This is a genomic window from Superficieibacter sp. (assembly GCF_032071645.1).
GTDB lineage: Bacteria > Pseudomonadota > Gammaproteobacteria > Enterobacterales > Enterobacteriaceae > Superficieibacter.
Genome location: NZ_DAMAPU010000003.1, coordinates 319,577 through 344,588, shown reverse-complemented (window position 1 = coordinate 344,588; position 25,012 = coordinate 319,577). Strand labels below are relative to the sequence as shown.

22 protein-coding genes are annotated in these 25,012 nt (G+C 58.4%); 13 read left to right on the top strand and 9 right to left on the bottom strand.

Annotated elements, in window-relative coordinates:
* Positions 1 to 3 precede the first annotated feature (3 nt).
* The 4 genes from RT197_RS08400 to RT197_RS08385 are packed head-to-tail and all read right to left on the bottom strand — an operon-like array spanning position 4 to position 3,225.
* Entirely contained in the window at positions 4 to 984 is a 981-nt protein-coding gene (locus RT197_RS08400) for an ABC transporter substrate-binding protein (RefSeq protein ID WP_312949171.1), read from the bottom strand.
* A gap of 4 nt (positions 985 to 988) precedes the next feature.
* The gene (locus RT197_RS08395) at positions 989 to 1,762 is read right to left on the bottom strand and encodes an ABC transporter permease (protein WP_312949170.1); all 774 of its coding nucleotides are present in this window, start codon (positions 1,760 to 1,762) and stop codon (positions 989 to 991) included.
* Positions 1,763 to 2,530 carry an ABC transporter ATP-binding protein gene (locus tag RT197_RS08390; RefSeq protein ID WP_312949168.1) on the bottom strand — a complete coding sequence of 256 codons (768 nt, stop codon included), beginning with the start codon at positions 2,528 to 2,530 and terminating at the stop codon, positions 1,763 to 1,765.
* On the bottom strand, positions 2,527 to 3,225 hold the full coding sequence (locus tag RT197_RS08385) for a GntR family transcriptional regulator (protein WP_312949166.1): 699 nt from the start codon (positions 3,223 to 3,225) through the stop codon (positions 2,527 to 2,529). The genes RT197_RS08390 and RT197_RS08385 overlap by 4 nt, the downstream gene beginning before the upstream one ends.
* A gap of 404 nt (positions 3,226 to 3,629) precedes the next feature.
* On the opposite strand from RT197_RS08385, the gene RT197_RS08380 reads away from it, so the two are divergent.
* From RT197_RS08380 to RT197_RS08355, 6 genes are all read left to right on the top strand, one after another.
* Positions 3,630 to 4,694, top strand: coding sequence for an ABC transporter substrate-binding protein (locus tag RT197_RS08380; protein WP_312949164.1), 1,065 nt, complete (start codon positions 3,630 to 3,632; stop codon positions 4,692 to 4,694).
* Complete coding sequence (locus RT197_RS08375) at positions 4,691 to 5,998, top strand: acyl-CoA thioester hydrolase/BAAT C-terminal domain-containing protein (RefSeq protein ID WP_312949162.1); 1,308 nt, start codon at positions 4,691 to 4,693, stop codon at positions 5,996 to 5,998. Before RT197_RS08380 ends, RT197_RS08375 begins: the two co-directional genes overlap by 4 nt.
* Positions 5,995 to 6,753, top strand: a complete 759-nt coding sequence (locus RT197_RS08370; protein ID WP_312949160.1) for an ABC transporter ATP-binding protein — start codon at positions 5,995 to 5,997, stop codon at positions 6,751 to 6,753. Before RT197_RS08375 ends, RT197_RS08370 begins: the two co-directional genes overlap by 4 nt.
* A complete protein-coding gene (locus RT197_RS08365; RefSeq protein ID WP_312949158.1) occupies positions 6,746 to 7,510 on the top strand; it encodes an ABC transporter permease in 765 nt (254 codons plus the stop codon). The genes RT197_RS08370 and RT197_RS08365 overlap by 8 nt, the downstream gene beginning before the upstream one ends.
* A gap of 150 nt (positions 7,511 to 7,660) precedes the next feature.
* The gene (locus RT197_RS08360; RefSeq protein ID WP_312949157.1) at positions 7,661 to 9,346 is read left to right on the top strand and encodes an alpha,alpha-trehalase; all 1,686 of its coding nucleotides are present in this window, start codon (positions 7,661 to 7,663) and stop codon (positions 9,344 to 9,346) included.
* A 197-nt stretch (positions 9,347 to 9,543) separates the two neighbouring features.
* Positions 9,544 to 11,664 carry a TonB-dependent siderophore receptor gene (locus tag RT197_RS08355; RefSeq protein WP_312949156.1) on the top strand — a complete coding sequence of 707 codons (2,121 nt, stop codon included), beginning with the start codon at positions 9,544 to 9,546 and terminating at the stop codon, positions 11,662 to 11,664.
* Positions 11,665 to 11,700: 36 nt separating this feature from the next.
* On the opposite strand, the gene RT197_RS08350 is transcribed toward RT197_RS08355, so the two are convergent.
* Positions 11,701 to 11,952, bottom strand: coding sequence for a GlsB/YeaQ/YmgE family stress response membrane protein (locus RT197_RS08350; RefSeq protein WP_312949155.1), 252 nt, complete (start codon positions 11,950 to 11,952; stop codon positions 11,701 to 11,703).
* Between the two features lie 197 nt (positions 11,953 to 12,149).
* Between RT197_RS08350 and RT197_RS08345 the strand changes: the two genes are divergently transcribed.
* A complete protein-coding gene (locus RT197_RS08345; protein ID WP_312949153.1) occupies positions 12,150 to 12,881 on the top strand; it encodes a flagellar brake protein in 732 nt (243 codons plus the stop codon).
* On the opposite strand, the gene emtA is transcribed toward RT197_RS08345, so the two are convergent.
* Positions 12,882 to 13,493, bottom strand: a complete 612-nt coding sequence (gene emtA, locus RT197_RS08340; protein WP_312949151.1) for a membrane-bound lytic murein transglycosylase EmtA — start codon at positions 13,491 to 13,493, stop codon at positions 12,882 to 12,884.
* 96 nt (positions 13,494 to 13,589) lie between these two features.
* On the opposite strand from emtA, the gene ldcA reads away from it, so the two are divergent.
* Positions 13,590 to 14,504 (top strand): muramoyltetrapeptide carboxypeptidase, encoded by a 915-nt coding sequence (gene ldcA, locus RT197_RS08335; protein ID WP_312949149.1) that lies wholly within the window; start codon positions 13,590 to 13,592, stop codon positions 14,502 to 14,504.
* A 98-nt stretch (positions 14,505 to 14,602) separates the two neighbouring features.
* Positions 14,603 to 16,336, top strand: a complete 1,734-nt coding sequence (locus tag RT197_RS08330; protein WP_312949148.1) for a potassium/proton antiporter — start codon at positions 14,603 to 14,605, stop codon at positions 16,334 to 16,336.
* 151 nt (positions 16,337 to 16,487) lie between these two features.
* Here the strand turns inward: RT197_RS08330 and dadX are convergent, their stop codons facing one another.
* Positions 16,488 to 17,558 (bottom strand): catabolic alanine racemase DadX, encoded by a 1,071-nt coding sequence (dadX, locus tag RT197_RS08325; RefSeq protein ID WP_312949147.1) that lies wholly within the window; start codon positions 17,556 to 17,558, stop codon positions 16,488 to 16,490.
* Between the two features lie 9 nt (positions 17,559 to 17,567).
* On the bottom strand, positions 17,568 to 18,866 hold the full coding sequence (locus RT197_RS08320) for a D-amino acid dehydrogenase (protein ID WP_312949145.1): 1,299 nt from the start codon (positions 18,864 to 18,866) through the stop codon (positions 17,568 to 17,570).
* A gap of 321 nt (positions 18,867 to 19,187) precedes the next feature.
* Between RT197_RS08320 and RT197_RS08315 the strand changes: the two genes are divergently transcribed.
* Positions 19,188 to 20,720 carry a SpoVR family protein gene (locus tag RT197_RS08315; RefSeq protein WP_312949143.1) on the top strand — a complete coding sequence of 511 codons (1,533 nt, stop codon included), beginning with the start codon at positions 19,188 to 19,190 and terminating at the stop codon, positions 20,718 to 20,720.
* 54 nt (positions 20,721 to 20,774) lie between these two features.
* Here the strand turns inward: RT197_RS08315 and pepT are convergent, their stop codons facing one another.
* The gene (gene pepT, locus RT197_RS08310) at positions 20,775 to 22,001 is read right to left on the bottom strand and encodes a peptidase T (RefSeq protein WP_312949141.1); all 1,227 of its coding nucleotides are present in this window, start codon (positions 21,999 to 22,001) and stop codon (positions 20,775 to 20,777) included.
* A gap of 256 nt (positions 22,002 to 22,257) precedes the next feature.
* On the opposite strand from pepT, the gene potA reads away from it, so the two are divergent.
* The 3 genes from potA to potC are packed head-to-tail and all read left to right on the top strand — an operon-like array spanning position 22,258 to position 25,011.
* Positions 22,258 to 23,394, top strand: coding sequence for a spermidine/putrescine ABC transporter ATP-binding protein PotA (gene potA, locus RT197_RS08305; RefSeq protein WP_312949139.1), 1,137 nt, complete (start codon positions 22,258 to 22,260; stop codon positions 23,392 to 23,394).
* On the top strand, positions 23,378 to 24,235 hold the full coding sequence (gene potB, locus RT197_RS08300) for a spermidine/putrescine ABC transporter permease PotB (protein ID WP_312949137.1): 858 nt from the start codon (positions 23,378 to 23,380) through the stop codon (positions 24,233 to 24,235). Before potA ends, potB begins: the two co-directional genes overlap by 17 nt.
* A complete protein-coding gene (gene potC / locus RT197_RS08295) occupies positions 24,232 to 25,011 on the top strand; it encodes a spermidine/putrescine ABC transporter permease PotC (protein WP_312949135.1) in 780 nt (259 codons plus the stop codon). The genes potB and potC overlap by 4 nt, the downstream gene beginning before the upstream one ends.
* The last annotated feature ends 1 nt before the right edge of the window (position 25,012 follow it).

The window sequence follows — 25,012 nt, the reverse complement described above, 5'->3', positions numbered from 1 at the left end:
CTGTTATTTAAGGGATTTCGCCGCCTGGTAAGCGGAATCGTTATACAGCGTGTCGGGCACCTGCCCCTTTACCGTGCCGCTGGCGACAAAAACGTCATGCTGACGCTTCAGGGTGGCAATATCAGCCGGTTCAAACGTGATGCGGTTCATGCTGTCCCAGCGGCTGAAATAGATTTCGGCATCGCGCTGCGGCAGGTTGGCGTTTTTCTGCAACAGCGAGACCACCTCCTGCCGATGCGTCTTGCCCCACGCCAGCGTGTCGCGCAGCGCGGCGATGACTTTCGCCACCGTTTCCGGGTGTTGGGTGATTAACTCGCTGCGCACTGCGCCGACGCCGATGTACGGCACCGCGTCACTGTGGGTCAGTTTTTTCCATTCGTCGGCAAAGCTGCCGAGCGAGGTGACTTTCAGCTCATCCAGTTGTTCGATGGTCAGCGAACGCAGCGCGGCGGCATCCACCTGTTTTTGCACGAGGAACTGCGCCAGCCGCGATTCGTTGCCGCCGATCAGCTGGAATTCGTTCGCGCCGATGTGGTTATTGTTTTGCAGGAGCGTAGACGCGATAACCGCCACCGACGATCCGGCAGGCGACATGCCAATTTTTTTGCCTTTCAGCTGGTCAAGCGAGGTGACAGGCGATCCCTGCGGCACCACAAACTGCACGTCGGCAGGCTGGGTGGCGGCGAAGATTTGGATCGGCACCCCTTCGGCAGCGCTGCTGAACACGCCCGCCAGCGGCGCACCAAAGGCCAGATCGATGGAGCCGGAAGCCAGCGCTTTGATCGGTGCGTTGACGTCCGGGAAGTGAACAAACTCAGCGTCAATGCCGCGTTTTGCCAGGAAGTCTTTATTTTCCAGAACCGTCCCGTAGCCGAGGCTGACGCCGCTGCTCCAGTAACCGATGCGGACTTTTTCCGCTGCCGCCGTATTCAGGGCAAAGAGCGCCCCGGCAGCGAGCGTCGCCGCCTTTAACCAGTTTTTCATACCGTTATTCCTGTGTGGGTGATTTCCAGCGAAAAAGATGGCGCTCCAGCGGCTTAAGCAGCCCGCCTTCCAGCAGCAGCATCAGAGAAACTAATAACAGCGTCCATGCGAAGACCTGATCGGTCTGAACCAGATCCCCCGCCTGCCGCAGCCGGTAGCCGATGCCGTCCGACGCGCCGAGGGTTTCTGCCACCAGCGACACGCGCCAGCCGAAGCCAAACGCCAGCCGCGCGCCGGAGAAAAAGTACGGCAAGATGGTCGGCAGGTAGATTTTGCGCAGCAGTTGCAGACGGCTGAAGCGAAAGCTGCGCGCCAGTTCGACGTACTGCCGTTCAACGGTCTGCGCCCCCTGCCAGACGTTGGTGAGGATCAGCGGCATGGCGGTCATAAACACCACAAAGATGGTGGTGGCGTTAGAGATGCCAAACCAGATGATCGCAAAGATGGCCCAGATCGCTGACGACACGGTGTTGAATACCGCCAGCAGCGGCTCGAAGAACTGCGCCAGTCGCCGACTGGCTCCCAGCGCCAGCCCCGCCAGCGTGCCGACCAGCGTTGCCAGCAGGAACCCGCTGAACACCCGCGAGAAGGTCACGCCGATGTCGTGCAACAGGGTGTTATTGCGCCACAGCGCCAGCACCGCATTAAAGGTTTTTTCCGGTCCCGGCAGGACGAAAGCGGGCATGTTCTGCGCCGCCAGCAGCCACAGCAGGAAGAAGATCCCCAGCAATACCAGCCGCTGTACGATCAGCGAGGCGTTTTTACGCAGCGATTTCATTTATACCTCCATCCGCAGCAGGCGGATTTTTTCGGCCACGTCGCGCCCGGTGGGCTGCCGGGGTCGCGGCAACGACAGCGCCACGCTTTGTTTGATGCGTCCAGGATTCGGTTGCAGGATCACAATCCGATCCGCGAGGATCACCGCCTCTTCCACGTCGTGAGTGACGATCACCACGGTCATGTTTTTAAGCTGGCAGATGCGCAGCAGCTCCGCGTGCATGGCGCTGCGGGTTTGCGGATCGAGGCGCGAGAACGGCTCGTCCATCAGCAATATTTGTGGTCCGGCGACCAGGCTGCGCGCCAGTGCGATGCGGCTGCGCATTCCGCCGGAAAGCTGATGCGGCCATTTCCCCGCCACCTGTTCCATACCCACCAGCCGGAGCGCCTCCTGCACCCGCTGCTGACGCTCACCGCGTGACAGCGGGGTATTTTCCAGCGCGAGGTTGACGTTCTGGCGCACCGTGCGCCACGGCAGCAGGCGGTCTTCCTGAAACAGATAGCCGACCTGACGCCACTGGCTAAAACGGGCGATGGCCTCGCCCTGAAGTGTGATTTCGCCGCCGTCCGCAGGCAGCAACCCGGAAATAATATTCAGCAGCGTGCTTTTACCGCCGCCGGATGCGCCGAGCAGGGCGACGATTTCGCCGGGATACACCTCCAGCGAGATATCCTGTAATACCCGTTGACCGTCGAAACTTTTGTTGACGCCGCGAAGGGCGATCACCGGCGAGACGGCGGCGGGCTGTTCGTTGAGAAGCGCGCTCATGCCCGGATACTCCTGTTCTGGATCGGCAGCAGCGTGCCGTCCGAGGTTAAAGTGGCGTAGATTTTCTCCAGCGTCATCGCCTGAAAAGTTTCAATATGCCGTCGGGCGATGAACTCCACCCGCTTGCGATCCTGCTCTTCAAAGGCCTGGATCATCGCGTTATGGTCGTGGCGAATTTCCGGTTTGGTTTGCTGGACGTTGAAGCCCAGCGCCACCAGCCGCGACATTTCATCCATCAGGGCGGAGAGTGCGCGCAGCAGATGCTGATTGCCCGCCGCTTCGGCAATCGCCAGGTGAAAGCGGGTGTTGGCATTCATAAAGACATCGATGCGGGTGGAGAGCGGCGCGACCACTTCCACCCGGCAGTCCGCCTCCAGCTTTTTCAGCAGGTCGATATCCACCTTCCCCACCGCCAGTCGCGCCGCCAGCGGTTCGAGCTGGGCACGCACGGTGAAGATCTCTTCGACGTCCTGAAGGGTGATCGGCGCAATGCGGTAGCCTTTGCGCGGACGCGATTCCACCAGGCATTCATGGCTAAGACGCGCCAGCGCCAGCCGCAGGGTGCTTTTCCCCAGCAGATAGCGCTCCATCAGCTCGGATTCAGTGACCAGCGAGCCTGGCATCATGCGACAGGTCAGAATGTCGCGGCGGATCGCCTGATACGCCCGGTCACTTAACGATAATGCTTGCGTCATGCTCAGCCTCTTAGCGGATGCTGTGAGCAGCTCACAGCGGCGTTTTGAATCTCTTAGTGAGGCCATTCTAGGATCGGTTTTGCGCGGAATTCTAATAACTAAAATGGCAATCTATTGCGCAAATTTGTCTGTGCTGGGCAGCCCAGAGAAACGCACAAAGCCGGTCACTATGGCAGTATGGCGCGTGGCAAAGCGCTGTCAGTCCAGCATTCATGCGGGCTGGCGGGTTAAGCACGCCGGAGGTTTCGTTGCGGTTGCATCAGGGCACGGGCGCGGATTTGCGGGGCAAATGCGCTGGGCATTCCAGCTTGCCCGTTCTGTTTCTATTCTTAGAGAGAAATGTTCGTTCTGCTGGCGACGGGCATGTTCTAACCTGGCCGTTTTCTGACGGACAAGGATCACCCATGCGTAAACTTTCCCTGTTGCTGGCTTTAAGCGTTGTCGGCGCGGCCCACGCGCAAAAGCCCGATGACGTCACGGTGGCGTTAGCCATTCCCCCTGCGGTTCACGACGGCGCGCCTTACGCGGCGGCGGAAGAACTGGGGCTGTTTAAAGAACAAAATCTCAGCGTTAAAGTGCTGGTATTCCAGGGCGCGGGCGCGCTGCTGCCGCAGGTTGCCAGCAAGCGCGTGACCTTTGGTTATCCGGTGGCAGAACCGGTGATTTCCAGCTATTTCAACGGTAAAAACCCGCTGCCGGTGCGCTATTTCTATAACGGCACGCCTGCCCAGACGCTGGAGTATACGGTGCTGGCGGATTCGCCGATTAAAACGCTGGCGGATTTGAAAGGCAAAACCATCGGCGTTGGCGCGCTGACCTGGGGGACGCTGCCAAACAGCCGCGCCGCGCTGCGGGTTGCCGGGCTGGAGCCGGGTAAAAACGTGCAGTTCGTGGCGGTCGGCGTGCTCGGTTCGGGCTTCCAGGCATTGCGTAGCGGGCAGGTAGACGCGCTGAACTACAACAATAGCTGGGGCGATATTTTTGAGCTGACCGGCACTAAAATCCGCCGTATCCCCTACCCTGACGTGTTTCAGGAAGCGCCCGGCAACGGGTTTATCGCCCATCAGGATACCTTCAAAGAGCACCCGGATTTGATCCGCCGCTTCGGTCGGGCGTACACCGAAGCGCAGTACGTCTGCGAAATTAATCCCGAATACTGCGTGCGCGCCTTCTGGCGTCAGCACCCGGAAAGCAAGCCCGCCGATGCCGACGGCAAAGGTCTGGCGGAGGCCAAAACGCTGCTGACCAAACGCCTTCAGCGCACGCTGTACCGCGCGGACGGCAGCCGTCGCCAGCCCGGCGAGTACGATCTGGCGGTGATCCGCCGGGCCATTGAGGCGATGGCGAAGGCAGGAGAATTCCCCGACGCGAATGTTCCGATCGCGCGAATTTTCTCCAATGAGTTTGTTTCCTCCTTTGATGACTTCGATAAAAACGCGCTGCGGGCGCGGGCGGAGGCGGCACAATGAGCGCGACGCTGACGATTGATATTGCTGATGATCTGATTGACCAGCCGCGCCGGATCGCAGCGCACGGCCTGACGCCCGGCATTGCCCGGCTGACCGCCTCGCTGGTCCACCCGGACGGTAGCCGCTGGCAGAGCAGCGCGACGTTTCAGATTGGCGCGGCGGGGACGCTGGACGTCGATGCCGCGCTACCGCTTTCCGGCGACTGGCAGGAGGCTGAGCCGATGGCCCCGGTGTGGGCGCTGCGCCAGATTTCACCCCCGCTGGATGACGCGCGCAGCGACGTCGTGGCCCCGCGCCACATCGCGCTGCATATTGAGGACAGCGAGGGCAACCAGGCCGACGCGGTGCTGATCCAGCGCCTGCTGGCGGAAGGCGTAACCCGCCGCGAAGTCCGCGAGCGTGGTCTTTCCGGCACCCTGTTTACGCCTGCCGGTACCGGCCCGCATCCACTGGTGATCGTGCTGAACGGCTCAGGCGGCGGCACCCCGGAGCAGCGGGCCGCGCTGCTGGCGGCGCGGGGCTATCACGCGCTGGCGCTGGCGTATTTCAACGCGCCGGGTCGCCCGGAATATATTTCCGATACCCCGCTGGAATATTTTGCCGGGGCGCTGGCCTGGGCGCAGGAGACGCTGCGCCCGCGCGCCGGTTTTATCGCCGTGGCCGGGCATTCACGCGGCGGCGAGCTGGCGCTGCTGCTGGCGGCTACCTTCCCGCACGCGGTGTCGGCGGTCATTGGCTACGTGCCGAGCGCGGTGATCCATGGCACCCTGCGCGCCGGTCGTCCCGATCAGCCGCGTGATGCCGACGCCTGGACGCTGGGCGGCACGCCGCTGCGCAATATCTGGCAGGGGAATCCTCACGCCGACTGGCACGCTTTTGATTATCCCGCGCGGCCGGATGTGGATATTCGCCAGGCGCCTGCTTTTGTTAACGTCGAACGCGATGCGCGGAGTCTGGCGGCGGCACGCATTCCGGTTGAGCGCATCGCCGGGCCGCTGCTGCTGATTTCCGGCACCGACGATGGCTTCTGGCCATCAACGGCCTACTGTGAGCGTATTGAGCGCGAGCTGCTGGCCCGTCAGCACCGCTGGCCGGTGGAGCATCTGCGCAATGAGCACAGCGGTCATGCGATTAGCTTTCCTTTTCTGCCAACCACCGATATCGCCAAAGTGCATCCGGTAGCGGGGGTCGTGATTGACGGTGGCGGAACGCCAGTGGCGAACGCCCGCGCCAACCGGCAGAGCTGGGCGCGGGTGCTGGCGTTTCTCGCCGCCGCCGTACAGGCGCGGGAGGCGCAGGGATGAGCGCGGCGCTGACGCTGCGCGGCGTCGGGCTGACCTACGCCACCCGCCGGGGCGAAATTGACGCGCTGTCCGGGGTCGATCTTCAGGTGGGCGACGGCGAGTTTGTGGCGCTGCTGGGGCCGTCCGGCTGCGGTAAATCGACGGTGCTGAAGCTGGCTGCCGGATTGATGTCGGCGACGACGGGCGAGGTGTTGCTGGCGGACAAACCGGTGAACGGTCCCGGTCGGCAGGCGGGAGTGGTGTTTCAGAAGCCGAACCTGCTGCCGTGGAAGACAGTGCTGGAGAACGTTCTGCTGCCTGCCCGCACCCTGCGACTGCCCGCCGCGCCTGCAAAAGCGCGGGCGCTGGAGATGCTGGAGCTGGTCGGGCTGGCGCAGTTCGCTGCCGATTACCCGTATGAGCTTTCCGGCGGGATGCAGCAGCGGGTCGGCATTGCCCGGATGCTCCTGCACGATCCGCACCTGCTGCTGATGGACGAGCCGTTTGCCGCGCTGGATGCGCTTTCCCGCGAAGCCCTGACGCTGGAGCTACAGCGCATCTGGAGCGCACAGCGCAAATCGGTGCTGTTTATTACCCACAGTATTCAGGAAGCGGTTTTTCTTGCCGACCGGGTGCTGGTGATGTCGCCGGGGCCGGGGCGCATTATTGAAGCGCTGCCGATCCCGCTGGCGCGTCCGCGCACGCCGGAAACCCTTGCCGATGCGGATTTTCTCGCCCTGTGCCAGCATTTACGGAGGTATTTCAGCCATGCGTAGAGTCCTGCCGATCGTTTACCCGTTGATAAGCCTCGCGGTGCTGCTGCTGATTTGGGATCTGAGCGTGCGCTTTTTCGCCATTCCCGATTATCTCCTGCCCTCACCTGCGGCGGTGGGCCACGCGCTGGCGAATGGTTTTCGCGACGGCAGCCTGTGGCCGCACATCGCCACCACGCTTGGCGAAACGCTAAGCGGCTACCTGATCGGCAGCCTGCTGGCGATTGTGTTCGGCGTGGTGCTGGCCGAGTCGCAAACCTTCGAGCGTTTTGTTTATCCGCTGCTGGTGGCGCTACAGGCGACGCCTAAGGTGGCGCTGGGGCCGATTATTCTGGTGTGGTTCGGCTTCGGCATCCTGTCGAAAATCGTGCTGGTGACGCTGGTCTGTTTTTTCCCGCTGTTCGTGAATACCGTTAACGGCATCCGCCGTACCGATGCGGAACTGCTGGATGCCTGCCGGGCGTTTTCCGCTTCGCGCACCTTTCTGCTGTTTCACGTTAAGCTGCCCTCGGCGGCCGGGGAGATTTTCGCCGGACTGCAAATTGGCGTGGCGCTGGCGTTGATTGGCGCGGTGGTGGCAGAGTTTTTATCGGCGCAAAGCGGGCTGGGGTATCTCATCGCGTCCAGTTCGGTCAGCATGAGCGTGGCGACGATGTTCGCGGGGGTGGTTCTGCTGGCGCTGATTGGCTTATGCGGCGCGCAAACGGTGCGCTGGCTACAGCGGCGGGTGGTGTTCTGGGAGAATAAAACCCGGCAATGAGAGTGAGCTGAAAGCGACATTTTGTGGCGTGAATATGTCTGCTGCGCCGCAAAATGCCACTTTCTTTACGCGCGTCTGGCGATATTCGTCTAAGGTTTTCAGAAGGTTGATTGCAGCGGATCCGCTGATTGCCTGAAAGGAGAATAACCGATGACCACCCCTGCTTTGCGCCGTCCTTCCACGCTGGCGCTGAAGATCGCCCTGAGCGGCATTCTGTTTGCCGCCGCTTCCGCCCTGGCGGATGACGCCGTTAAACAGCCGCAGCCGCCTGATGTCCTGCTGGGGCCGCTGTTTACCGACGTGCAAAGTGCCAAACTTTTTCCCGATCAAAAAACGTTTGCCGATGCGGTGCCGAAAGGCGATCCGCTGATGATCCTCGCCGATTACCGCATGCAGCGCAGCCAGCGCGGGTTCGACCTGCGCCATTTTATCGACGTTAATTTTACTCTGCCCGGCGAAGGTGAAAAGTATGTGCCGCCCGCCGGACAAAGCCTGCGCGAACATATTGACGGCCTGTGGCCGGTGCTGACCCGCACCACTGACCACGCGGCGAAGTGGGATTCGCTGCTGCCGCTGCCGAAGTCTTACGTGGTGCCCGGCGGACGTTTTCGTGAGATCTACTACTGGGACAGCTACTTCACCATGCTGGGGCTGGCGGAGAGCGGACACTGGGATAAGATCGAAGATATGGTCGCCAACTTCGGCTATGAGATCGACACCTGGGGCCATATTCCTAACGGCAACCGCAGCTATTATCTCAGCCGCTCGCAGCCGCCTTTCTTCGCTTTTATGGTTGAACTGCTCGCCGACCACCAGGGCGATGAGGTGTTGAAAACGTATCTGCCGCAGCTTGAGAAAGAGCATAACTACTGGATGGAAGGCGCGGATGCGCTGACCGCCGGGCAGAGCAACAAACGCGTGGTGAAGCTGGATGACGGGGCGATCCTCAACCGTTACTGGGACGAGCGCGATGCGCCGCGCACCGAATCCTGGCTTGACGACGTCACCACCGCCAAAAATACCCCCAGTCGCCCGGCCACCGAGGTGTATCGCGATTTACGCGCCGGGGCCGCCTCCGGCTGGGATTTCAGCTCGCGCTGGATGGACGATCCCAACCAGCTTGGCACTCTGCGTACCACCAGCATTGTGCCGGTCGATTTGAACGCCCTGCTGTTCAAAATGGAGAAAGTGCTGGCTCGCGCCAGTAAAGCGGCGGGCGATACGGCGAAAGCCAGCCAGTATGACGCCCAGGCCAGCGCGCGTCAGCAGGCGATGGAGCACTGGCTGTGGAATGACAAAGACGGCTGGTACGCGGATTACGATCTGAAAACGAAGCAAGTGCGTCATCAACTGACGGCTGCGGCGCTGTTCCCGCTGTACGTTAACGCGGCGGCGAAGGATCGGGCAGATAAAGTCGCTGCCGCCACCGCCTCGCACCTGCTGCAACCGGGCGGTCTTGCCACCACAACCGTGAAAAGCGGTCAGCAGTGGGATGCGCCCAACGGCTGGGCACCGCTGCAATGGGTCGCCACCGCCGGGCTGCAAAATTACGGTCATGATAAAGTGGCGATGGACGTGACCTGGCGCTTCCTGACCAACGTCCAGCATACTTATGACCGCGAGAAAAAGCTGGTTGAGAAATACGATGTCAGCTCTACCGGGACCGGCGGTGGCGGCGGTGAATATCCGTTGCAGGACGGTTTCGGCTGGACTAACGGCGTAACGCTGAAGATGCTGGATCTGGTTTGTCCGAAAGAAAAACCCTGCGATAACGTCCCCGCTTCCCGTCCGCAGGCGGCTAACGACGATGCGGTAGCGCAAAAACAGGCGCAGTAAACCCGCTGACCTGCTACCAGATTTGGTAGCAGGTCTAACCTCTGGTATCAGAAATTCCCTTTGCTGACGTGGCATTAGCACTTATCTCCCCTGATTTTGCAGGCGTTTTGCTCTGTAAAAAGACTTGTGTCACGGAATGCTAACAATAATAATTCTCATTTGTTTCTCCTTCTTTTCAGCAAAATTCGGAATTTGTGATGACCTCAAAACGTATAATCAAGCGCTCGTCGCTCGCCTGGGCGCTGGCCCTGGCGTTTCCTGCCCTCGCGCTGGCAGAAGAAACCGTAGTGGTGACGGCGGCGCCGACGGAGTCTGCGCAGGCTCCCACCAAAGGCTATACCGCCAAAACCTCAAGCGGGGCGACCAAAAGCGATCGGCCGCTGATCGCCACCGCCCAGTCGGTATCGGTAGTCACGCGTCAGCAGATTGACGATCAGGGCGCGAATACTATCAGCCAGGCGCTGAACTACACGCCGGGGGTGTATTCAAACTTCGGCGGCGGCGCGACCCGTTTTGATACCGTTTCGCTGCGCGGCTTCCACGGCGGCGACGTTGATAACCTGTTCCTCGACGGAATGCGCCTGATGAGCGATGGCGGCAGCCATAACGTCATTCAGATCGATCCGTGGTTTGTTGAGCGCGTGGACGTGGTGAAAGGCCCGTCGTCGGCGCTGTACGGGCAAAGCGTGCCGGGCGGCCTGGTTAATTTAACCTCGAAGCGTCCGCTGTTTACGCCGGAAGGCCATTTCCGCCTCGGCGGGGGGACGCAAAATACCAAAAGCGGCGCGTTTGATTATACCGATGCCATTAACGACCAGTGGGCTTACCGGATCATCGGCATGACCCGCACCAGCGACACCCAGTACGATCATACCCGCGAAGAGCGCTACGCCATCTCCCCTTCTCTGCTCTGGCAGCCGGATTCCGATACCAGCCTGCTGCTGCGGGCCTATCTGCAAAAAGATCCTTCCGGCGGTTACCACGGTTCGCTGCCGCTGGACGGCACCCGCTACGCGCACAACGGGCGCAAGCTGTCGAATGAGACCAACGAAGGCGATCCGGGCGACGGCTATAAGCGCCGGGAGCAAATTTACAGCGTGGAGTTCGATCATCAGTTTGATGATGTCTGGTCTGTGCATTCCAGCGGCAGCTACACCCACTCCAACGTGTCGCTGGATCAGGTATATCAGGTCGGCTGGATTGACGGCAGCGACGAGCTGTCGCGTGGCTACAGCGGCTCGCGCGGATCGCTGGATGCGTGGTCCACCGATAACCGGTTGCAGGCCGATTTCAGCACCGGCGAAGTGGCGCATACTCTGACGTTTGGCGGGGAATACCATCGCTTCCGTAACGATTTGTGGACCGGCGCGGGTAGTGCCGCTGCGCTCAATCCGTACACCGGCTACACCGCGCAGACCGGGCATGTAGTGACTTACCGCGATGACAATAATCGTCGCTACTACCAGACCGGGGCCTATTTGCAGGATGAGATGGTGTGGAACCGCTGGCATCTGGATGTGTCCGGGCGCTTTGATCGCATCGTCTCCGAACAGGTCAGCGACACCTTCAATACGTCTAATCGCCGTTCGGACGATCACGTCAGCACCCGCGCCTCGCTGCTCTACGCCTTTGAAAACGGTCTGTCGCCTTATATCAGCTACAGCGAAGCCATCACCCCGGCGACGCTTGCCGGTAGCGACGGCACCCTGCTGAAGCCGACCACCGCCGAGCAGTATGAGGCCGGGCTGAAGTTCCAGCCGCCGGGCACCGCCGATCTCTATAGCGTGGCGATTTACGATTTAACCCAGAAAGACGTGGCGACGCGCGATATTAATATTGCCACCGCCACCTTTATTCCGGCGGGCAAAGTGCATTCACAGGGCGTCGAGCTGGAAGCGCGTAATCAGATAACCCCGGCACTGAGCACTATCGCCGCGTATACCTGGAACCGTTTGCGCTTCCAGGATTCGCTGGACGGCAATGACGGTAATACCCCGCAGCTCACGCCGGATCAAATGGCGTCGTTCTGGGCGCACTATCAGTTTGCGGGCGGTATCAGCGTGGGAACGGGTATCCGCTACATCGGCAAGCAGTGGGCTGACGATCGTAATACCGAGCGCCTGCCGTCGACGACCCTGCTGGATGCTTCCGTGCGTGCCGATCTGGGCGCGTGGACGCCATCGCTGAAAGGGGCGTTTGTGCAGGTGAATGCCAATAATCTGACCGACCGCGACTATGTGGCGGGCTGCTACGGAACGGGGAACTGTTACTGGGGAGCAGAAAGAAGTGTGATGGCAACGGTGGGTTACGACTTCTGATGAAGGTACCGGGCAGCGTGCGCTGCCCGGTCTGTATTACCTGCGAACCATGCGGTAGATGAGCAGCACGACAATGGCTCCGACGACCGCGACCAGGAAGCTTGGCAGATTAAAGCCGCTTACCGGACCGCCGATACCGAACAGCGTACTCAGCCAGCCACCCACGACCGCACCGATGATACCCAGAATACAGGTGACGATGAAACCACCCCCGTCGCGTCCCGGCATAATCAGTTTGGCAATAATACCCGCAATTAACCCAAATACGATCCAGGCAATAATACCCATCTGTCCATCCTCCTGTAAGTGACACAAAAAGCAGGTGTTGTTTCCCTGCGCTAACGTTTCAAGTATAGGGCGATCCTGATAATTGTGCGTCCAGGGAGAAAATTTTTCTCACTGGCAAAATAGTTGATTGCTGCTATGAAGTTCTGCGCCAGCCCGCCGATACTTCAGCGAAGGATTGTCATGAGGGAGCCATCGGCGTGAGTCATTACAGTGAACAGTTTCTGAAACAAAATCCGCTGGCCGTTCTGGGCGTGCTGCGCGATCTGCATAAACAGCAGATCCCCATCCGCGTAAGCTGGGCATCCGGGCAATTTATCAGTCGTATTCTGGAGGTGACGCAGGAGCAACTGATCATTGATTTTGGCAGCCAGGATTATGAGAACAGCGCCGTGCAGCGCGCGCAGAATATCGAAATTACCGCCGAAACCCAGGGCGCGAAGGTCGAGTTTCATCTTCCGGCGCTGCGCAGCGCCGACTGGCAGCAGCTTCCGGCGTTCGTCACCCCGCTTCCGCCATCGCTGTGGTTTTTGCAGCGCCGGGAATATTTTCGCATCAGCGCCCCGCTGCATCCGGCCTATTTCTGTCACGCCCGCCTTGCCGATAATAAAAACATGCGGTTTCGCCTGTATGATTTGTCGCTGGGCGGCATGGGCGCGTTAATGGATGAAGCGCCGCCGGAGAGTTTGCAGCCGGGAGTGCGGCTGTCGCAGATTGAGCTGGATATGGGGGAATGGGGGCGCTTCCATTTTGACGTTCAGCTGATTGCCATTACTGAGCGTAAAGTGGTGGATGGCAAAAATGAAACGATCAGCACGCCACGCCTGAGCTTTCGCTTTTTAAACGTCAGCGCGGCGGCCGAACGCCAGCTCCAGCGGATTATTTTTTCGCTGGAGCGGGAAGCGCGCGAGCGCGCCAAAAAAGTGCGCTGATTACATCGCGTCCATGGCTTTCTGCACTTTCCAGATATAGCGCGGAGCCTGCGGCGCGGGGTGGTTTTCCGCGACGTGTTGGACAAACTCATCCGGGCTGAGATCGTTTATTTCTTCAATCGCTTTTTTGCGGTTGGAAGAGAAGGTGCGGAGCAACGCGCCCGCGCCGTTGACGTAAGACACCACCAGGGCGTACTGCATCACTTCCGGGTCTTCGATGCCCGCCAGCACGCCGTGTTCAAGTATGCTCAAATAAGCCGTACCCATTGAGATATTGCGTTCCGGGTTTTTCAGCTCGCTGGTGGAGGGCTGGCCGCTCCAGCCCATATGCCGGTAGACCTCTCGCCCTGCCGTTGACGCTTTTAACTGCATCAGGCCAACCGCGTTGGATTTGCTGACCAGCGTCGGATTGCCGCCGGACTCCACGGCGATGATCGCCGTAACCAGCCGTGGGCTCACGCCCCACGCCGCGCCCGCTTTCTGGCTGATGGGTAGCCATTGCATCGCCCGTTTGACCGGCACCTCCGGGTTCCACGGTGGATTGGTATAATCCGGTTTTGAAGAACATCCCGCCAGTAATACAATCAAAAAAGCAAACCATCTCAATTTCACGCATCAGTCCTTTTAATACCTGCGATCCGCCGCTGCGGATGACAACGCCTGGGGTTAAATGCATGATAACCGTTTCATTCCCAGCAAGGAAATGCCATGTCTCTGATTCATCTTATCGCCCCTTCCGGCTATTGCATTAACCAGACGGCGGCGCTGCGCGGCGTTCAGCGGCTCGAACAGGCCGGTCATCGGGTGGAGAACCGCGAGGTGATCGCCCGCCGCGACCAGCGCTTTGCCGGGACAGATCAACAGCGGCTGGCGGACGTCAATGCGCTGGCGACGCTTCGCGGAGATAACCGTATCGTGATGCCGGTGCGTGGCGGCTACGGAGCCAGTCGGCTGCTGGAAAATATCGACTGGTCGGCGCTGGCCGAGCGCCAGCAACGGCAGCCGCTGCTGATTTGCGGGCACAGCGATTTCACCGCCATCCAGATGGGGCTGCTGGCGACCGCCGGGGTCATTACATTCAGCGGACCAATGCTTGCCGCCAATTTTGGGGGCGACGAGCTGAACACGTTTACCGAAGACCATTTCTGGCGGGCGCTGCGCAACGCCACGTTTAGCGTGGAGTGGAACGGCGAGGGTCCGGCGTGTCGGGCATCCGGCACCCTGTGGGGCGGCAATCTGGCGATGCTGGTGTCATTGATTGGTACGCCGTGGCTGCCCGCGATTAGCGACGGCATTCTGGTGGTTGAAGATATTAACGAGCACCCGTTCCGCGTCGAGCGGATGCTGCTTCAGCTTCACCACGCGGGCATTCTCGCCCGCCAGCGTGCCATCGTCCTCGGCAGTTTTAGCGGCGCGGCGGCGAATGATTACGATGCCGGATATGGCTTACAGAGCATGGCGGAGTATCTGCGTTCGCGGTTGTCGGTGCCGCTGATCGGCGGGCTGGATTTTGGTCATGAGCCGCGCACCGTTACCCTGCCGCTCGGCGCACAGGCCACGCTGGTTCACACCCCCGGTGCCAGCACGTTAACGTTGACCGGTCATCCGGTGCTAAACGAATAAAAAAAAGCATTCACGGCACGTATTAATCCCATTAATTACTCGCAAGTATGGTAAGTTTTTTGTAAAGACCATTCACGCGGATGAGGAGTACGTGAATTTTGGACGCCACGGCGATAATTAGTCTGTTTATTTTGGGTTCGGTGTTAGTCACCTGTAGCATTTTATTGAGTTCATTTTCGTCGCGTCTTGGTATTCCCATCCTCGTTATCTTCCTTGCCATCGGGATGCTGGCAGGGATTGATGGTGTCGGCGGTATCCCCTTCGATAACTACCCGCTGGCGTATTTGATCAGTAACCTGGCGCTGGCGGTGATCCTGCTTGACGGCGGGATGCGCACCCAGGCCAGTTCGTTTCGCGTGGCGCTTGGCCCCGCGCTGTCGCTGGCCACTATCGGGGTGCTGATCACCTCCGGGCTGACCGGCATGATGGCGGCCTGGCTTTTTCACCTCAATATGATTGAAGGTCTGTTGATCGGCGCGATTGTCGGTTCGACTGACGCTGCCGCCGTGTTCTCGCTGCTCGGCGGTAAAGGGTTGAACGAGCGCGTCGGTTCAACGCTGGAGATTGAATCCGGCAGTAACGACCCGATGGCGGTGTTTCTGACCATCACCCTGATTGAGATGATCCAGCAGCACGAGTCGTCGCTCAGCTGGATCTTTATAGTGCATATCCTTCAGCAGTTCGGGCTGGGCATCGCCATCGGGCTTTGCGGCGGCTACCTGCTTCAGCAGATGATTAACCGCATCGTTCTGCCCGGGGGGTTGTATCCGCTGCTGGCGCTGAGCGGCGGCATTCTGGTGTTTGCCCTGACCACGTCGCTGGATGGCAGCGGCATTCTGGCGGTGTATCTGTGCGGTTTGTGGCTGGGTAATCGACCGATCCGCAACCGTTTTGGCATTCTGCAAAACTTCGACGGTCTCGCCTGGCTGGCGCAAATCGGCATGTTCCTGGTGCTGGGGCTGCTGGTGACGCCCTCGGATCTGCTGCCGATTGCCGCGCTGGCGCTGGTGCTGTCGGCGTGGATGATTTTTATCGCCCGTCCGCTGTCGGTGTTTGCCGCCCTGCTGCCGTTTCGCGGGTTTAATCTGCGCGAGCGCATTTTCATTAGCTGGGTGGGCCTGCGCGGAGCGGTGCCGATTATTCTCGCCGTGTTCCCGATGATGGCCGGGCTGGAGCACGCACGGCTCTTTTTTAATGTCGCGTTCTTCGTGGTGCTGATTTCGCTGCTGTTTCAGGGGACGTCGCTGTCCTGGGCGGCGAAAAAGGCCAAAGTGGTGGTGCCGCCGGTTGGCTGGCCTGCGTCGCGCGTCGGTCTGGATATTCACCCGGATAATCCGTGGGAGCAGTTTGTTTACCAGCTTAGCGCCGATAAATGGTGCGTGGGCGCGGCGCTGCGCGATCTGCATATGCCGCGCGAGACGCGCATTGCCGCGCTGTTTCGCGATAACGCCCTGCTGCATCCCACCGGCAGTACCCGGCTGCGCGAGAACGATATTCTGTGCGTGATTGGCCGCGAGCGGGATTTACCCGCGCTTGGCAAGCTGTTCAGCCAGTCGCCGCCGGTGGCGCTCGATCAGCGCTTTTTCGGCGATTTTATTCTTGAAGCCAGTGCGAAATTTGCCGACGTGGCGCTGATTTATGGCCTCGAAGGCGGCGAGGAGTTTCGCGATAATCAGCAATCGCTGGGTGAGATTGTGCAGCGGCTGCTGGGGGCGGTGCCGGTAGTAGGGGATCAGGTGGAGTTCGCCGGGATGGTGTGGACGGTGGCGGAGAAAGAGGATAATGATGTGCGCAAAGTGGGAGTGAGAGTGGCGGAGGAGGAGATCGGCTAACCGGGTGTTCCGTTTTCCCGGTTTCTGAGGGTCTGGATACAGGCGGCTTCCGTGGTTGTTCCGTTCACTTTAATTTCTCTGGATCGACTGCGGCACCGCGTCGGTGAATGCGCCAGGGCGGCTCTGTCGCCGCCGTCCTGACAAGCAAATGTTACACCGTCACAACCGGGACTCTTGGAGCCAGAGCGCACATAAGTTCATAGCCGAGGGTGCCGGATGCAGCGGCGACGTCGTCAATTTTGATTTCTTTTCCCCAGAGTTCGACCGTGGTGCCGATGCCTGCTTGCGGGCACGGGGTGAGGTCTACGGTGAGCATGTCCATTGAGACGGCACCGATGATGCGCGTGCGCACGCCGTCGACCAGTACCGGGGTGCCGTCGGGGGCGTGGCGGGGGTAGCCGTCGGCATAGCCGCAGGCCACGACGCCAATGCGCTGTTCGCCGGGCGCGCGGTAGCGGCTGCCGTAACCCACGGTGTCACCTGCTTTCAGATTCTGGACGCCGATGATTTCACTGCTAAGCGTCATCACCGGTTTCAGGCCGCTGTTGGCGATGTCCTGCCACTGACCGGAGGGGGATGCGCCGTACAGCACGATACCGGGCCGTACCCAGTCAAAATGCGCCTGCGGATGCCAGAGCGTCGCCGCTGAGTTGGACAGCGAGCGCGGGGCGTCGATGCCTTCTGCCCCCTGCTCCACCCGCTGCATGGCACGGGCGATGCCTTCCGGCTTTTCGGCATCGGCAAAGTGCGCCATCAGCGTGATGCTGCCGACATTATCCAGCCCGCGTAGCTGCTGCCAGACGCTGTGGACACGATCCGGCATAAAGCCCAGCCGGTTCATGCCGCTGTTGATTTTAAGATACACGTCGAGCGGCGCATGGAGGCGCGCGAGCTGAATGGCTTTGAGCTGCCAGTTACTGTGCACGCTGGTGGTGAGCCGGTATTTATCAAACAGCTCCAGTTCATCGGCGTGGAAAAAGCCTTCCAGCATCAGGATCGGCCCTTTCCAGCCGCGTTCGCGCAGCAAAATCGCCTCTTCCAGATTCAGCAGGGCAAAACCGTCGGTCTGATTTAACGCTCCCCAGACACGATCCAACCCGTGACCGTAAGCGTTGGCTTTGACCACCGACCAGACGCGGGAAGCTGGCGCGGCGCGGCGGACAATGTGCAGATTCTGCCGCAGCGCGCTGAGATCCAGCGTGGCGAGGACAGGTCGGGACATAACTACTCCTTATTGGTGCGCACCGTGCAATCGTGTGGAATGGGACGGCGCAAATCCATCGGTGTAACGGGCCACGCCCAGATCGTCGAACGGGATCGCCGGGGTGCGCCCGGAGATCAGATCGCTGATCAACTGGCCGGAACCGCAGGCCATCGTCCAGCCCAGAGTGCCGTGTCCGGTGTTAAGCCACAGATTTTTATAGGGAGTGCGCCCCACAATTGGCGTGCCGTCCGGCGTCATCGGGCGCAGCCCGGTCCAGAAGGTGGCGTCTTCTACTCGCCCGCCGCGCGGGAACAGGTCGCGCACCACCATCTCCAGCGTTTCACGGCGCGGTTTTAACAGTTTAGTGTTAAAGCCGACGATTTCCGCCATCCCGCCGACGCGGATGCGCTGATCAAAACGGGTGATGGCAATTTTGTACGTTTCATCAAGAATAGTGGAAACCGGCGCGCCGTCTTCTTCGGCGATGGGAATGGTCAGCGAGTAGCCTTTCAGCGGGTAGACCGGGATGTCCACCAGCCCTTTTAACATGGCGGTTGAATAAGAGCCGAAGGCCATCACGTAGGCATCGGCTTTGATGTTTTCCGCGCCGCATTTCACGGCATAAATTTTTCCGTTTTCATACAGCAATCGATCGACCGGGGTGTTGTAGCGAAACACCACGCCCGCCTGCTCCGCCATCGCCGCCAGCCGTTCGGTAAAAAGCTGACAGTCGCCGGTTTCGTCATTCGGCAAACACAGGCCGCCGGTTAAGTGGTCCGCCACTTCCGCCAGCGCCGGTTCTGCCTCCGCCAGCCGCCCGGCTTCCAGCAACTGATACGGTACGCCAGCGTCTTCCAGCACCGCGATGTCGCGCGCGGCATTTTCAAACTGCTGCGCGGTGCGGAACAGTTGCAGAGTGCCGCCCTGCCGCCCTTCATACTGAATGCCGGTGTCGGCGCGCAGCGCCTTCAGGCAGTCGCGGCTGTACTCGGCGATGCGCACCATCCGGCCTTTGTTTTCCATATAGTGGCGGGTGTCGCAGTTGCGCAGCATCTGCCACATCCATTTCAACTGGAAAGGCGTGCCGTCGAGGGAGATCGCCAGCGGCGCATGGCGCTCAAACATCCATTTAATCGCCTTAAGCGGTACGCCCGGCGCGGCCCAGGGTGCGGCGTAGCCGGGGGAGATTTGCCCGGCGTTGGCGGCGCTGGTTTCCTGCGCCGGGCCGGATGCTCTGTCGATCACCGTTACTTCGTGTCCTGCCTGGCGTAAATACCAGGCGCTGGTTACGCCCACTACGCCACTTCCCAGTACGACAACGTGCATATCCACTCCGTTATGAGTAAAAGAACAATCACCTAATTACAAATTGATAACCTAGTTAAATATAATATTCAACATTCGACTTTTTTATGGTGAGCTACCTCACACCGCGCCCGTCGATTATGGATCGGCATGTTTTGCGATCTCCTGCTGCGCGATTTTTTAATCCAGCATAAAAACCTGGAAAATCCCTGTTTTCACCCTTTTCTGCGCCGGTTACCGGCAAAGAAAAGTCAGGTCGCCCTGCACGCATTTTATCCGGTGTTCTATGCTTGAAATGAGGCTCTCCAGACAGAGAGAGTCGCCAACAATGAGGGCGCGCTAATGGCTACGATTGATTCCATGAATAAGGACACCACACGTCTGAGCGATGGACCCGACTGGACGTTTGAGCTGCTTGAAGTGTATTTGCAGGAGATCGACCGGGTGGCGAAGCATTACCGGCTGGATACCTATCCGCATCAGATTGAAGTGATCACCTCCGAGCAGATGATGGACGCCTATTCCAGCGTCGGGATGCCGATCAATTATCCGCACTGGTCGTTCGGCAAAAAGTTCATCGAAACCGAACGCCTGTATAAGCATGGTCAGCAGGGACTGGCTTATGAGATTGTCATTAACTCGAATCCCTGCATTGCTTATCTGATGGAAGAAAACACCATTACCATGCAGGCGCTGGTGATGGCGCACGCCTGCTACGGGCATAACTCCTTCTTTAAAAATAACTATTTATTCCGTAGCTGGACCGATGCCAGCTCCATTGTTGATTACCTGATTTTCGCCCGTAATTACATCACCCAATGCGAAGAGCGCTACGGCGTGGATGAGGTCGAGAAGTTGCTCGACTCCTGCCACGCGCTGATGAACTACGGCGTGGACCGCTACAAACGTCCGCAAAAGATTTCACTGCAGGAAGAGAAAGCGCGGCAAAAAAGCCGGGAAGAGTATCTGCAAAGCCAGGTGAATACGCTGTGGCGTACCCTGCCGAAGCGCGAGGAAGAGAAAGCGGTAGTGGAAGCGCGCCGCTATCCGTCCGAGCCGCAGGAAAATCTGCTCTACTTTATGGAGAAAAATGCGCCGCTGCTGGAGCCGTGGCAGCGTGAGATCCTGCGTATTGTGCGCAAAGTGAGCCAGTATTTTTATCCGCAGAAACAGACCCAGGTGATGAACGAAGGATGGGCGACGTTCTGGCACTACACCATTCTCAATCATCTTTACGATGAGGGGAAAGTGACCGAGCGCTTTATGCTGGAGTTTTTGCACAGCCATACCAACGTAGTGTTCCAGCCGCCGTATAACAGCCCGTGGTACAGCGGGATTAACCCCTACGCGCTGGGGTTTGCCATGTTCCAGGATATCAAACGCATCTGCCAGTCGCCGACGGAAGAAGATAAGTACTGGTTCCCGGATATCGCCGGTTCCGACTGGCTGGAGACGCTGCATTTTGCGATGCGCGACTTTAAAGATGAAAGTTTTATCAGCCAGTTCCTGTCACCGAAAGTGATGCGCGATTTCCGCCTGTTCAGCGTGGTCGATGACGATCACCACAATTACCTGGAGATTTCAGCGATCCACAACGAAGAAGGCTACCGGGAACTGCGTACCCGCCTGTCGTCGCAGTACAATTTAAGCAATCTGGAGCCGAATATTCAGGTCTGGAATGTGGATTTGCGCGGCGACCGTTCACTGTCCCTGCGCTATATTCCGCAAAACCGCGTGCCGCTGGACAAAGGACGGCGCGAGGTGCTGAAGCACGTGCATCGCCTGTGGGGGTTTGATGTATTGCTGGAGCAGCAGAATGAAGATGGCAGCGTGGAACTGCTGGACAGATGCTCGTCTAAAGTAAATTCGCTGTAGGTTTTAACGGGTGTCGTTTTTAACAGGCCGGGCGCGAGTGCCCGGCCTGAATGTTTACTGATGACGGGTGGTTAATTCGGCAATTCGGACAATCACCTTCACCGCTTTTTCCATACCTTCCAGCGACACAAACTCGTGCTTACCGTGGTAGTTATAGCCGCCGGTAAACAGGTTCGGACAGGGCAGCCCCATAAAGGAGAGCTGCGCGCCGTCGGTGCCGCCACGAATCGGCTTCATATCAGGCTGGATGTCGCAGTCGATCATCGCCTGTTTGGCAATGTCGATGATGTGCGGATGCTCTGCCACCTTTTCATGCATATTGTAGTAGCTGTCTTCAATAATCAGCTCTATGTAGCAATCCGGGTGCAGCCCCTTGCCAACCTTTTTGGCGATTTCCATCATCTTGCGCTTGCGGGCTTCAAACTGCTTGCGGTCAAAATCGCGCACGATGTAGTGCATTTCCGCGCGATCGACGCTGCCTTTCATGCTGGTGAGATGATAAAAACCTTCGTACCCTTCGGTGGCTTCCGGGCTTTCCTCAGTCGGCACTTCGGCGTGAATGCGCGCGGCCAGCGACAGGGCATTCACCATGACCCCTTTTGCGGTTCCCGGATGCACGTTGTTGCCGACAATTTTGATCGTCACCGAGGCAGCGTTGAAGTTTTCAAACTCCAGCTCGCCCACCCCGCCGCCATCGACGGTATAGGCCCACTGCGCGCCAAAGGCAGCGACGTCAAAATGCTTCGCGCCCTTGCCGACTTCTTCATCCGGCGTGAAGGCCACGCGGATATCGCCGTGGGGAATGTTTTTCGCTTTCAGCACCGCCAGTGCGGTCATGATTTCGGCGATCCCTGCTTTATCGTCTGCGCCGAGCAGGGTTTTACCGTCGGTGGTGATCAGCGTTTGCCCCAGCATCTGGTGCAGCACCGGGAACATCACCGGAGAAAGCACTTCATCACCAATGCCAAGCGCAATGTCGCCACCGCGATAGCCTTCAATGATTTGTGGATGGACGTTTTTACCGCTGAAGTCTGGCGCGGTGTCTACGTGGGAGATAAAGCCAATTGTCGGTACTGTGCCTTCAACGTTGCCAGGCAGCGTGCCCATCACGGTGCCTTTTTCGCTAAGGGTAACGTCAACCAGCCCCATGTCTTCAAGCTGGTCTTTGAGCAACCGTAACAGCTTCCACTGCCCCTCGGTACTCGGCACCTGGCGCACGCCAGGCTTCGATTGCGTATCCAGAGAAACGTACTGTAAAAAACGCTCAAGTAATTTTTCCATGCGGTCACCCTCACTTTTTGTGACAACATTATCAGTAAGCAAGAAAAGACAAATATTGCGTCAGGTCACTTTTAGGCGGGCAAACGAGAATATTTTCCGTTAAGCCGACCTTTGTATTAAAGGTAGCGTACCATTACGTATCAAGGATTGGCGATTTCAAAGGTTTGCCGTAGAATGCCAGCCCTTACATTATGTGCAGAAACCCTAAGGTGGTTAATCACAAACCCCGTATCGGCCAGCGTTCCGGTACGTCTACATGGGACAGAGTCATAAATTGAATACACAACCGCGTTCGCTTTCACCACTGGTGCAACTGGCGGGACTCAATAAGAGTTTTGATGGTAAACACGTTATCAGTGATTTTAACCTGACTATCAATAACGGTGAATTCCTTACGCTACTTGGCCCCTCTGGCTGCGGTAAAACAACCGTTCTGCGCCTGATTGCCGGGCTGGAAAATGTCGATACCGGCACCATTCGCCTGGAAGATCTGGATATTACCGATGTTCCGGCGGAGAACCGTCACGTTAACACCGTCTTTCAAAGCTATGCCCTTTTTCCGCATATGACCGTTTTTGAAAACGTGGCGTTTGGCCTGCGGATGCAAAAAACCCCTGCCGCTGAAATCCCTCCCCGCGTTAATGACGCGCTGCATATGGTGCAGCTGGAGGAGTTCGCCCAGCGTAAGCCGCACCAGCTTTCCGGCGGTCAGCAGCAGCGTGTCGCTATCGCCCGCGCGGTGGTGAATAAACCCCGTCTGCTACTGCTTGATGAATCCCTCTCAGCGCTGGACTACAAACTGCGCAAGCAAATGCAGAACGAGCTAAAGGCGCTCCAGCGCAAGCTCGGCATTACCTTTGTGTTTGTCACCCACGATCAGGAAGAAGCGCTGACCATGTCCGATCGCATTGTGGTGATGCGCGACGGGCGCATTGAGCAGGACGGCACGCCACGCGAAATTTATGAAGAGCCAAAAAATCTGTTCGTCGCCAGTTTCATCGGCGAAATCAATATTTTCAGCGCCACGGTGATTGAGCGTCTGGACGCGCGCCGGGTGCGCGCCAGCGTTGAAGGCCGCGAATGCAATATCGACGTTAACTTCGCCGTCGAAAAAGGGCAAAACCTGAACGTGCTGCTACGCCCGGAAGACCTGCGGGTGGAAGAAATTAACGATAACAGCGACGTTGAAGGGCTGGTCGGTTACGTGCGGGAACGTAACTACAAAGGCATGACCCTGGAATCAGTCGTTGAGCTGGAAAACGGCAAGATGGTGCTGGTCAGCGAATTTTTTAACGAAGACGACCCGGATTTTGACCACTCGCTGGATCAGAAAATGGCGATTAACTGGGTAGAAAGCTGGGAGGTTGTACTGGCTGATGAAGAACACAAGTAAATTCCAGAAGGTGGTGATCGCCACTATCGTGGGTTGGCTTGTGGTATTTGTCTTTCTGCCCAACCTGATGATCATCGCCACCAGCTTCCTGACCCGGGACGACGCTAATTTCGTCAAAATGGTCTTTACGCTGGATAACTACGCCCGTCTGCTGGACCCGCTCTATTTTCAGGTGCTGATGCACTCGCTGAATATGGCGCTGATTGCTACCGTCGCTTGCCTGGTGCTGGGCTATCCGTTCGCCTGGTTTCTGGCGCGACTGCCGCAGAAGGTCCGCCCGCTGCTGCTGTTTCTGCTGATTGTGCCGTTCTGGACCAACTCGCTGATCCGTATTTACGGGCTGAAAATTTTCCTCAGCACCAAAGGGTATCTGAACGAGTTTTTACTCTGGCTCGGCATTATTGAAACGCCCATTCGCATTATGTTCACCCCCGGCGCGGTAATTATCGGGCTGGTGTATATTCTGCTGCCGTTTATGGTGATGCCGCTCTATTCCAGCATTGAGAAGCTCGATAAACCGCTGCTGGAAGCGGCGAAAGATTTAGGCGCAAACAAGCTACAGACGTTTGTGCGCATTATTCTGCCGCTGACCATGCCGGGGATTATCGCCGGTTGCCTGCTGGTGATTTTACCGGCGATGGGGCTGTTTTACGTGTCTGACCTGATGGGTGGCGCGAAAAACCTGCTGATCGGTAACGTCATCAAAAGCCAGTTCCTGAATATCCGCGACTGGCCGTTTGGTTCCGCCACCAGCATTACACTGACGGTGGTGATGGGCCTGATGCTGCTGGTTTACTGGCGCGCCGCGCGGTTGCTGAACAAGAAGGTGGAACTGGAATGATCGGACGCCTGCTTCGCGGCGGTTTCATGACCGCCATTTATGCTTATCTGTATATTCCGATCATCATTCTGATCGTCAATTCGTTTAACAGTTCGCGCTTCGGCATTAACTGGCAGGGCTTTACCACCAACTGGTATAGCCTGCTGCTGAATAACGATAGCCTGTTACAGGCCGCCCAGCATTCGCTGACGATGGCGATTTTTTCGGCAACGCTGGCGACGCTTATCGGCTCGCTGACCGCCGTGGCGCTGTACCGCTACCGTTTTCGCGGCAAGCCATTTGTCAGCGGAATGCTGTTTGTGGTGATGATGTCGCCGGATATCGTGATGGCTATCTCGCTGCTGGTGCTGTTTATGATGCTCGGCATTGAGCTGGGCTTCTGGTCGCTGCTGTTTTCGCATATCACCTTTTGCCTGCCCTTTGTGGTGGTGACGGTCTATTCGCGCCTGAAAGGGTTTGATGTACGGATGCTGGAGGCGGCAAAAGATCTGGGTGCCAGCGAGATGACGATCCTGCGTAAAATCATTCTGCCGCTGGCAATGCCCGCCGTTGCTGCGGGCTGGCTGCTGAGTTTTACCCTGTCGATGGACGACGTGGTGGTCTCGTCATTTGTGACCGGACCGGCCTATGAAATTTTACCGCTGAAGATTTATTCGATGGTTAAAGTCGGCGTTTCACCGGAAGTGAACGCGCTGGCAACAATTCTGTTGGTTCTGTCGCTGGTTATGGTCATTGCCAGCCAGCTTATTGCACGCGATAAAACGAGGGGACGTTAAG

What these genes read in the sequence shown, in the direction of transcription:
- ldcA (WP_312949149.1), top strand. Translation starts at nt 13,590, where the DNA reads ATGTCTCTGATTCATCTTATCGCCCCTTCCGGCTATTGCATTAACCAG.
- RT197_RS08375 (WP_312949162.1), top strand. Translation starts at nt 4,691, where the DNA reads ATGAGCGCGACGCTGACGATTGATATTGCTGATGATCTGATTGACCAG.
- RT197_RS08370 (WP_312949160.1), top strand. Translation starts at nt 5,995, where the DNA reads ATGAGCGCGGCGCTGACGCTGCGCGGCGTCGGGCTGACCTACGCCACC.
- potA (WP_312949139.1), top strand. Translation starts at nt 22,258, where the DNA reads ATGGGACAGAGTCATAAATTGAATACACAACCGCGTTCGCTTTCACCA.
- RT197_RS08395 (WP_312949170.1), bottom strand. Translation starts at nt 1,762, where the DNA reads ATGAAATCGCTGCGTAAAAACGCCTCGCTGATCGTACAGCGGCTGGTA.
- RT197_RS08390 (WP_312949168.1), bottom strand. Translation starts at nt 2,530, where the DNA reads ATGAGCGCGCTTCTCAACGAACAGCCCGCCGCCGTCTCGCCGGTGATC.
- RT197_RS08350 (WP_312949155.1), bottom strand. Translation starts at nt 11,952, where the DNA reads ATGGGTATTATTGCCTGGATCGTATTTGGGTTAATTGCGGGTATTATT.
- RT197_RS08360 (WP_312949157.1), top strand. Translation starts at nt 7,661, where the DNA reads ATGACCACCCCTGCTTTGCGCCGTCCTTCCACGCTGGCGCTGAAGATC.
- pepT (WP_312949141.1), bottom strand. Translation starts at nt 22,001, where the DNA reads ATGGAAAAATTACTTGAGCGTTTTTTACAGTACGTTTCTCTGGATACG.
- RT197_RS08320 (WP_312949145.1), bottom strand. Translation starts at nt 18,866, where the DNA reads ATGCACGTTGTCGTACTGGGAAGTGGCGTAGTGGGCGTAACCAGCGCC.
- potB (WP_312949137.1), top strand. Translation starts at nt 23,378, where the DNA reads ATGAAGAACACAAGTAAATTCCAGAAGGTGGTGATCGCCACTATCGTG.
- RT197_RS08380 (WP_312949164.1), top strand. Translation starts at nt 3,630, where the DNA reads ATGCGTAAACTTTCCCTGTTGCTGGCTTTAAGCGTTGTCGGCGCGGCC.
- potC (WP_312949135.1), top strand. Translation starts at nt 24,232, where the DNA reads ATGATCGGACGCCTGCTTCGCGGCGGTTTCATGACCGCCATTTATGCT.
- dadX (WP_312949147.1), bottom strand. Translation starts at nt 17,558, where the DNA reads ATGTCCCGACCTGTCCTCGCCACGCTGGATCTCAGCGCGCTGCGGCAG.
- RT197_RS08385 (WP_312949166.1), bottom strand. Translation starts at nt 3,225, where the DNA reads ATGACGCAAGCATTATCGTTAAGTGACCGGGCGTATCAGGCGATCCGC.
- RT197_RS08355 (WP_312949156.1), top strand. Translation starts at nt 9,544, where the DNA reads ATGACCTCAAAACGTATAATCAAGCGCTCGTCGCTCGCCTGGGCGCTG.
- RT197_RS08315 (WP_312949143.1), top strand. Translation starts at nt 19,188, where the DNA reads ATGGCTACGATTGATTCCATGAATAAGGACACCACACGTCTGAGCGAT.
- RT197_RS08400 (WP_312949171.1), bottom strand. Translation starts at nt 984, where the DNA reads ATGAAAAACTGGTTAAAGGCGGCGACGCTCGCTGCCGGGGCGCTCTTT.
- RT197_RS08365 (WP_312949158.1), top strand. Translation starts at nt 6,746, where the DNA reads ATGCGTAGAGTCCTGCCGATCGTTTACCCGTTGATAAGCCTCGCGGTG.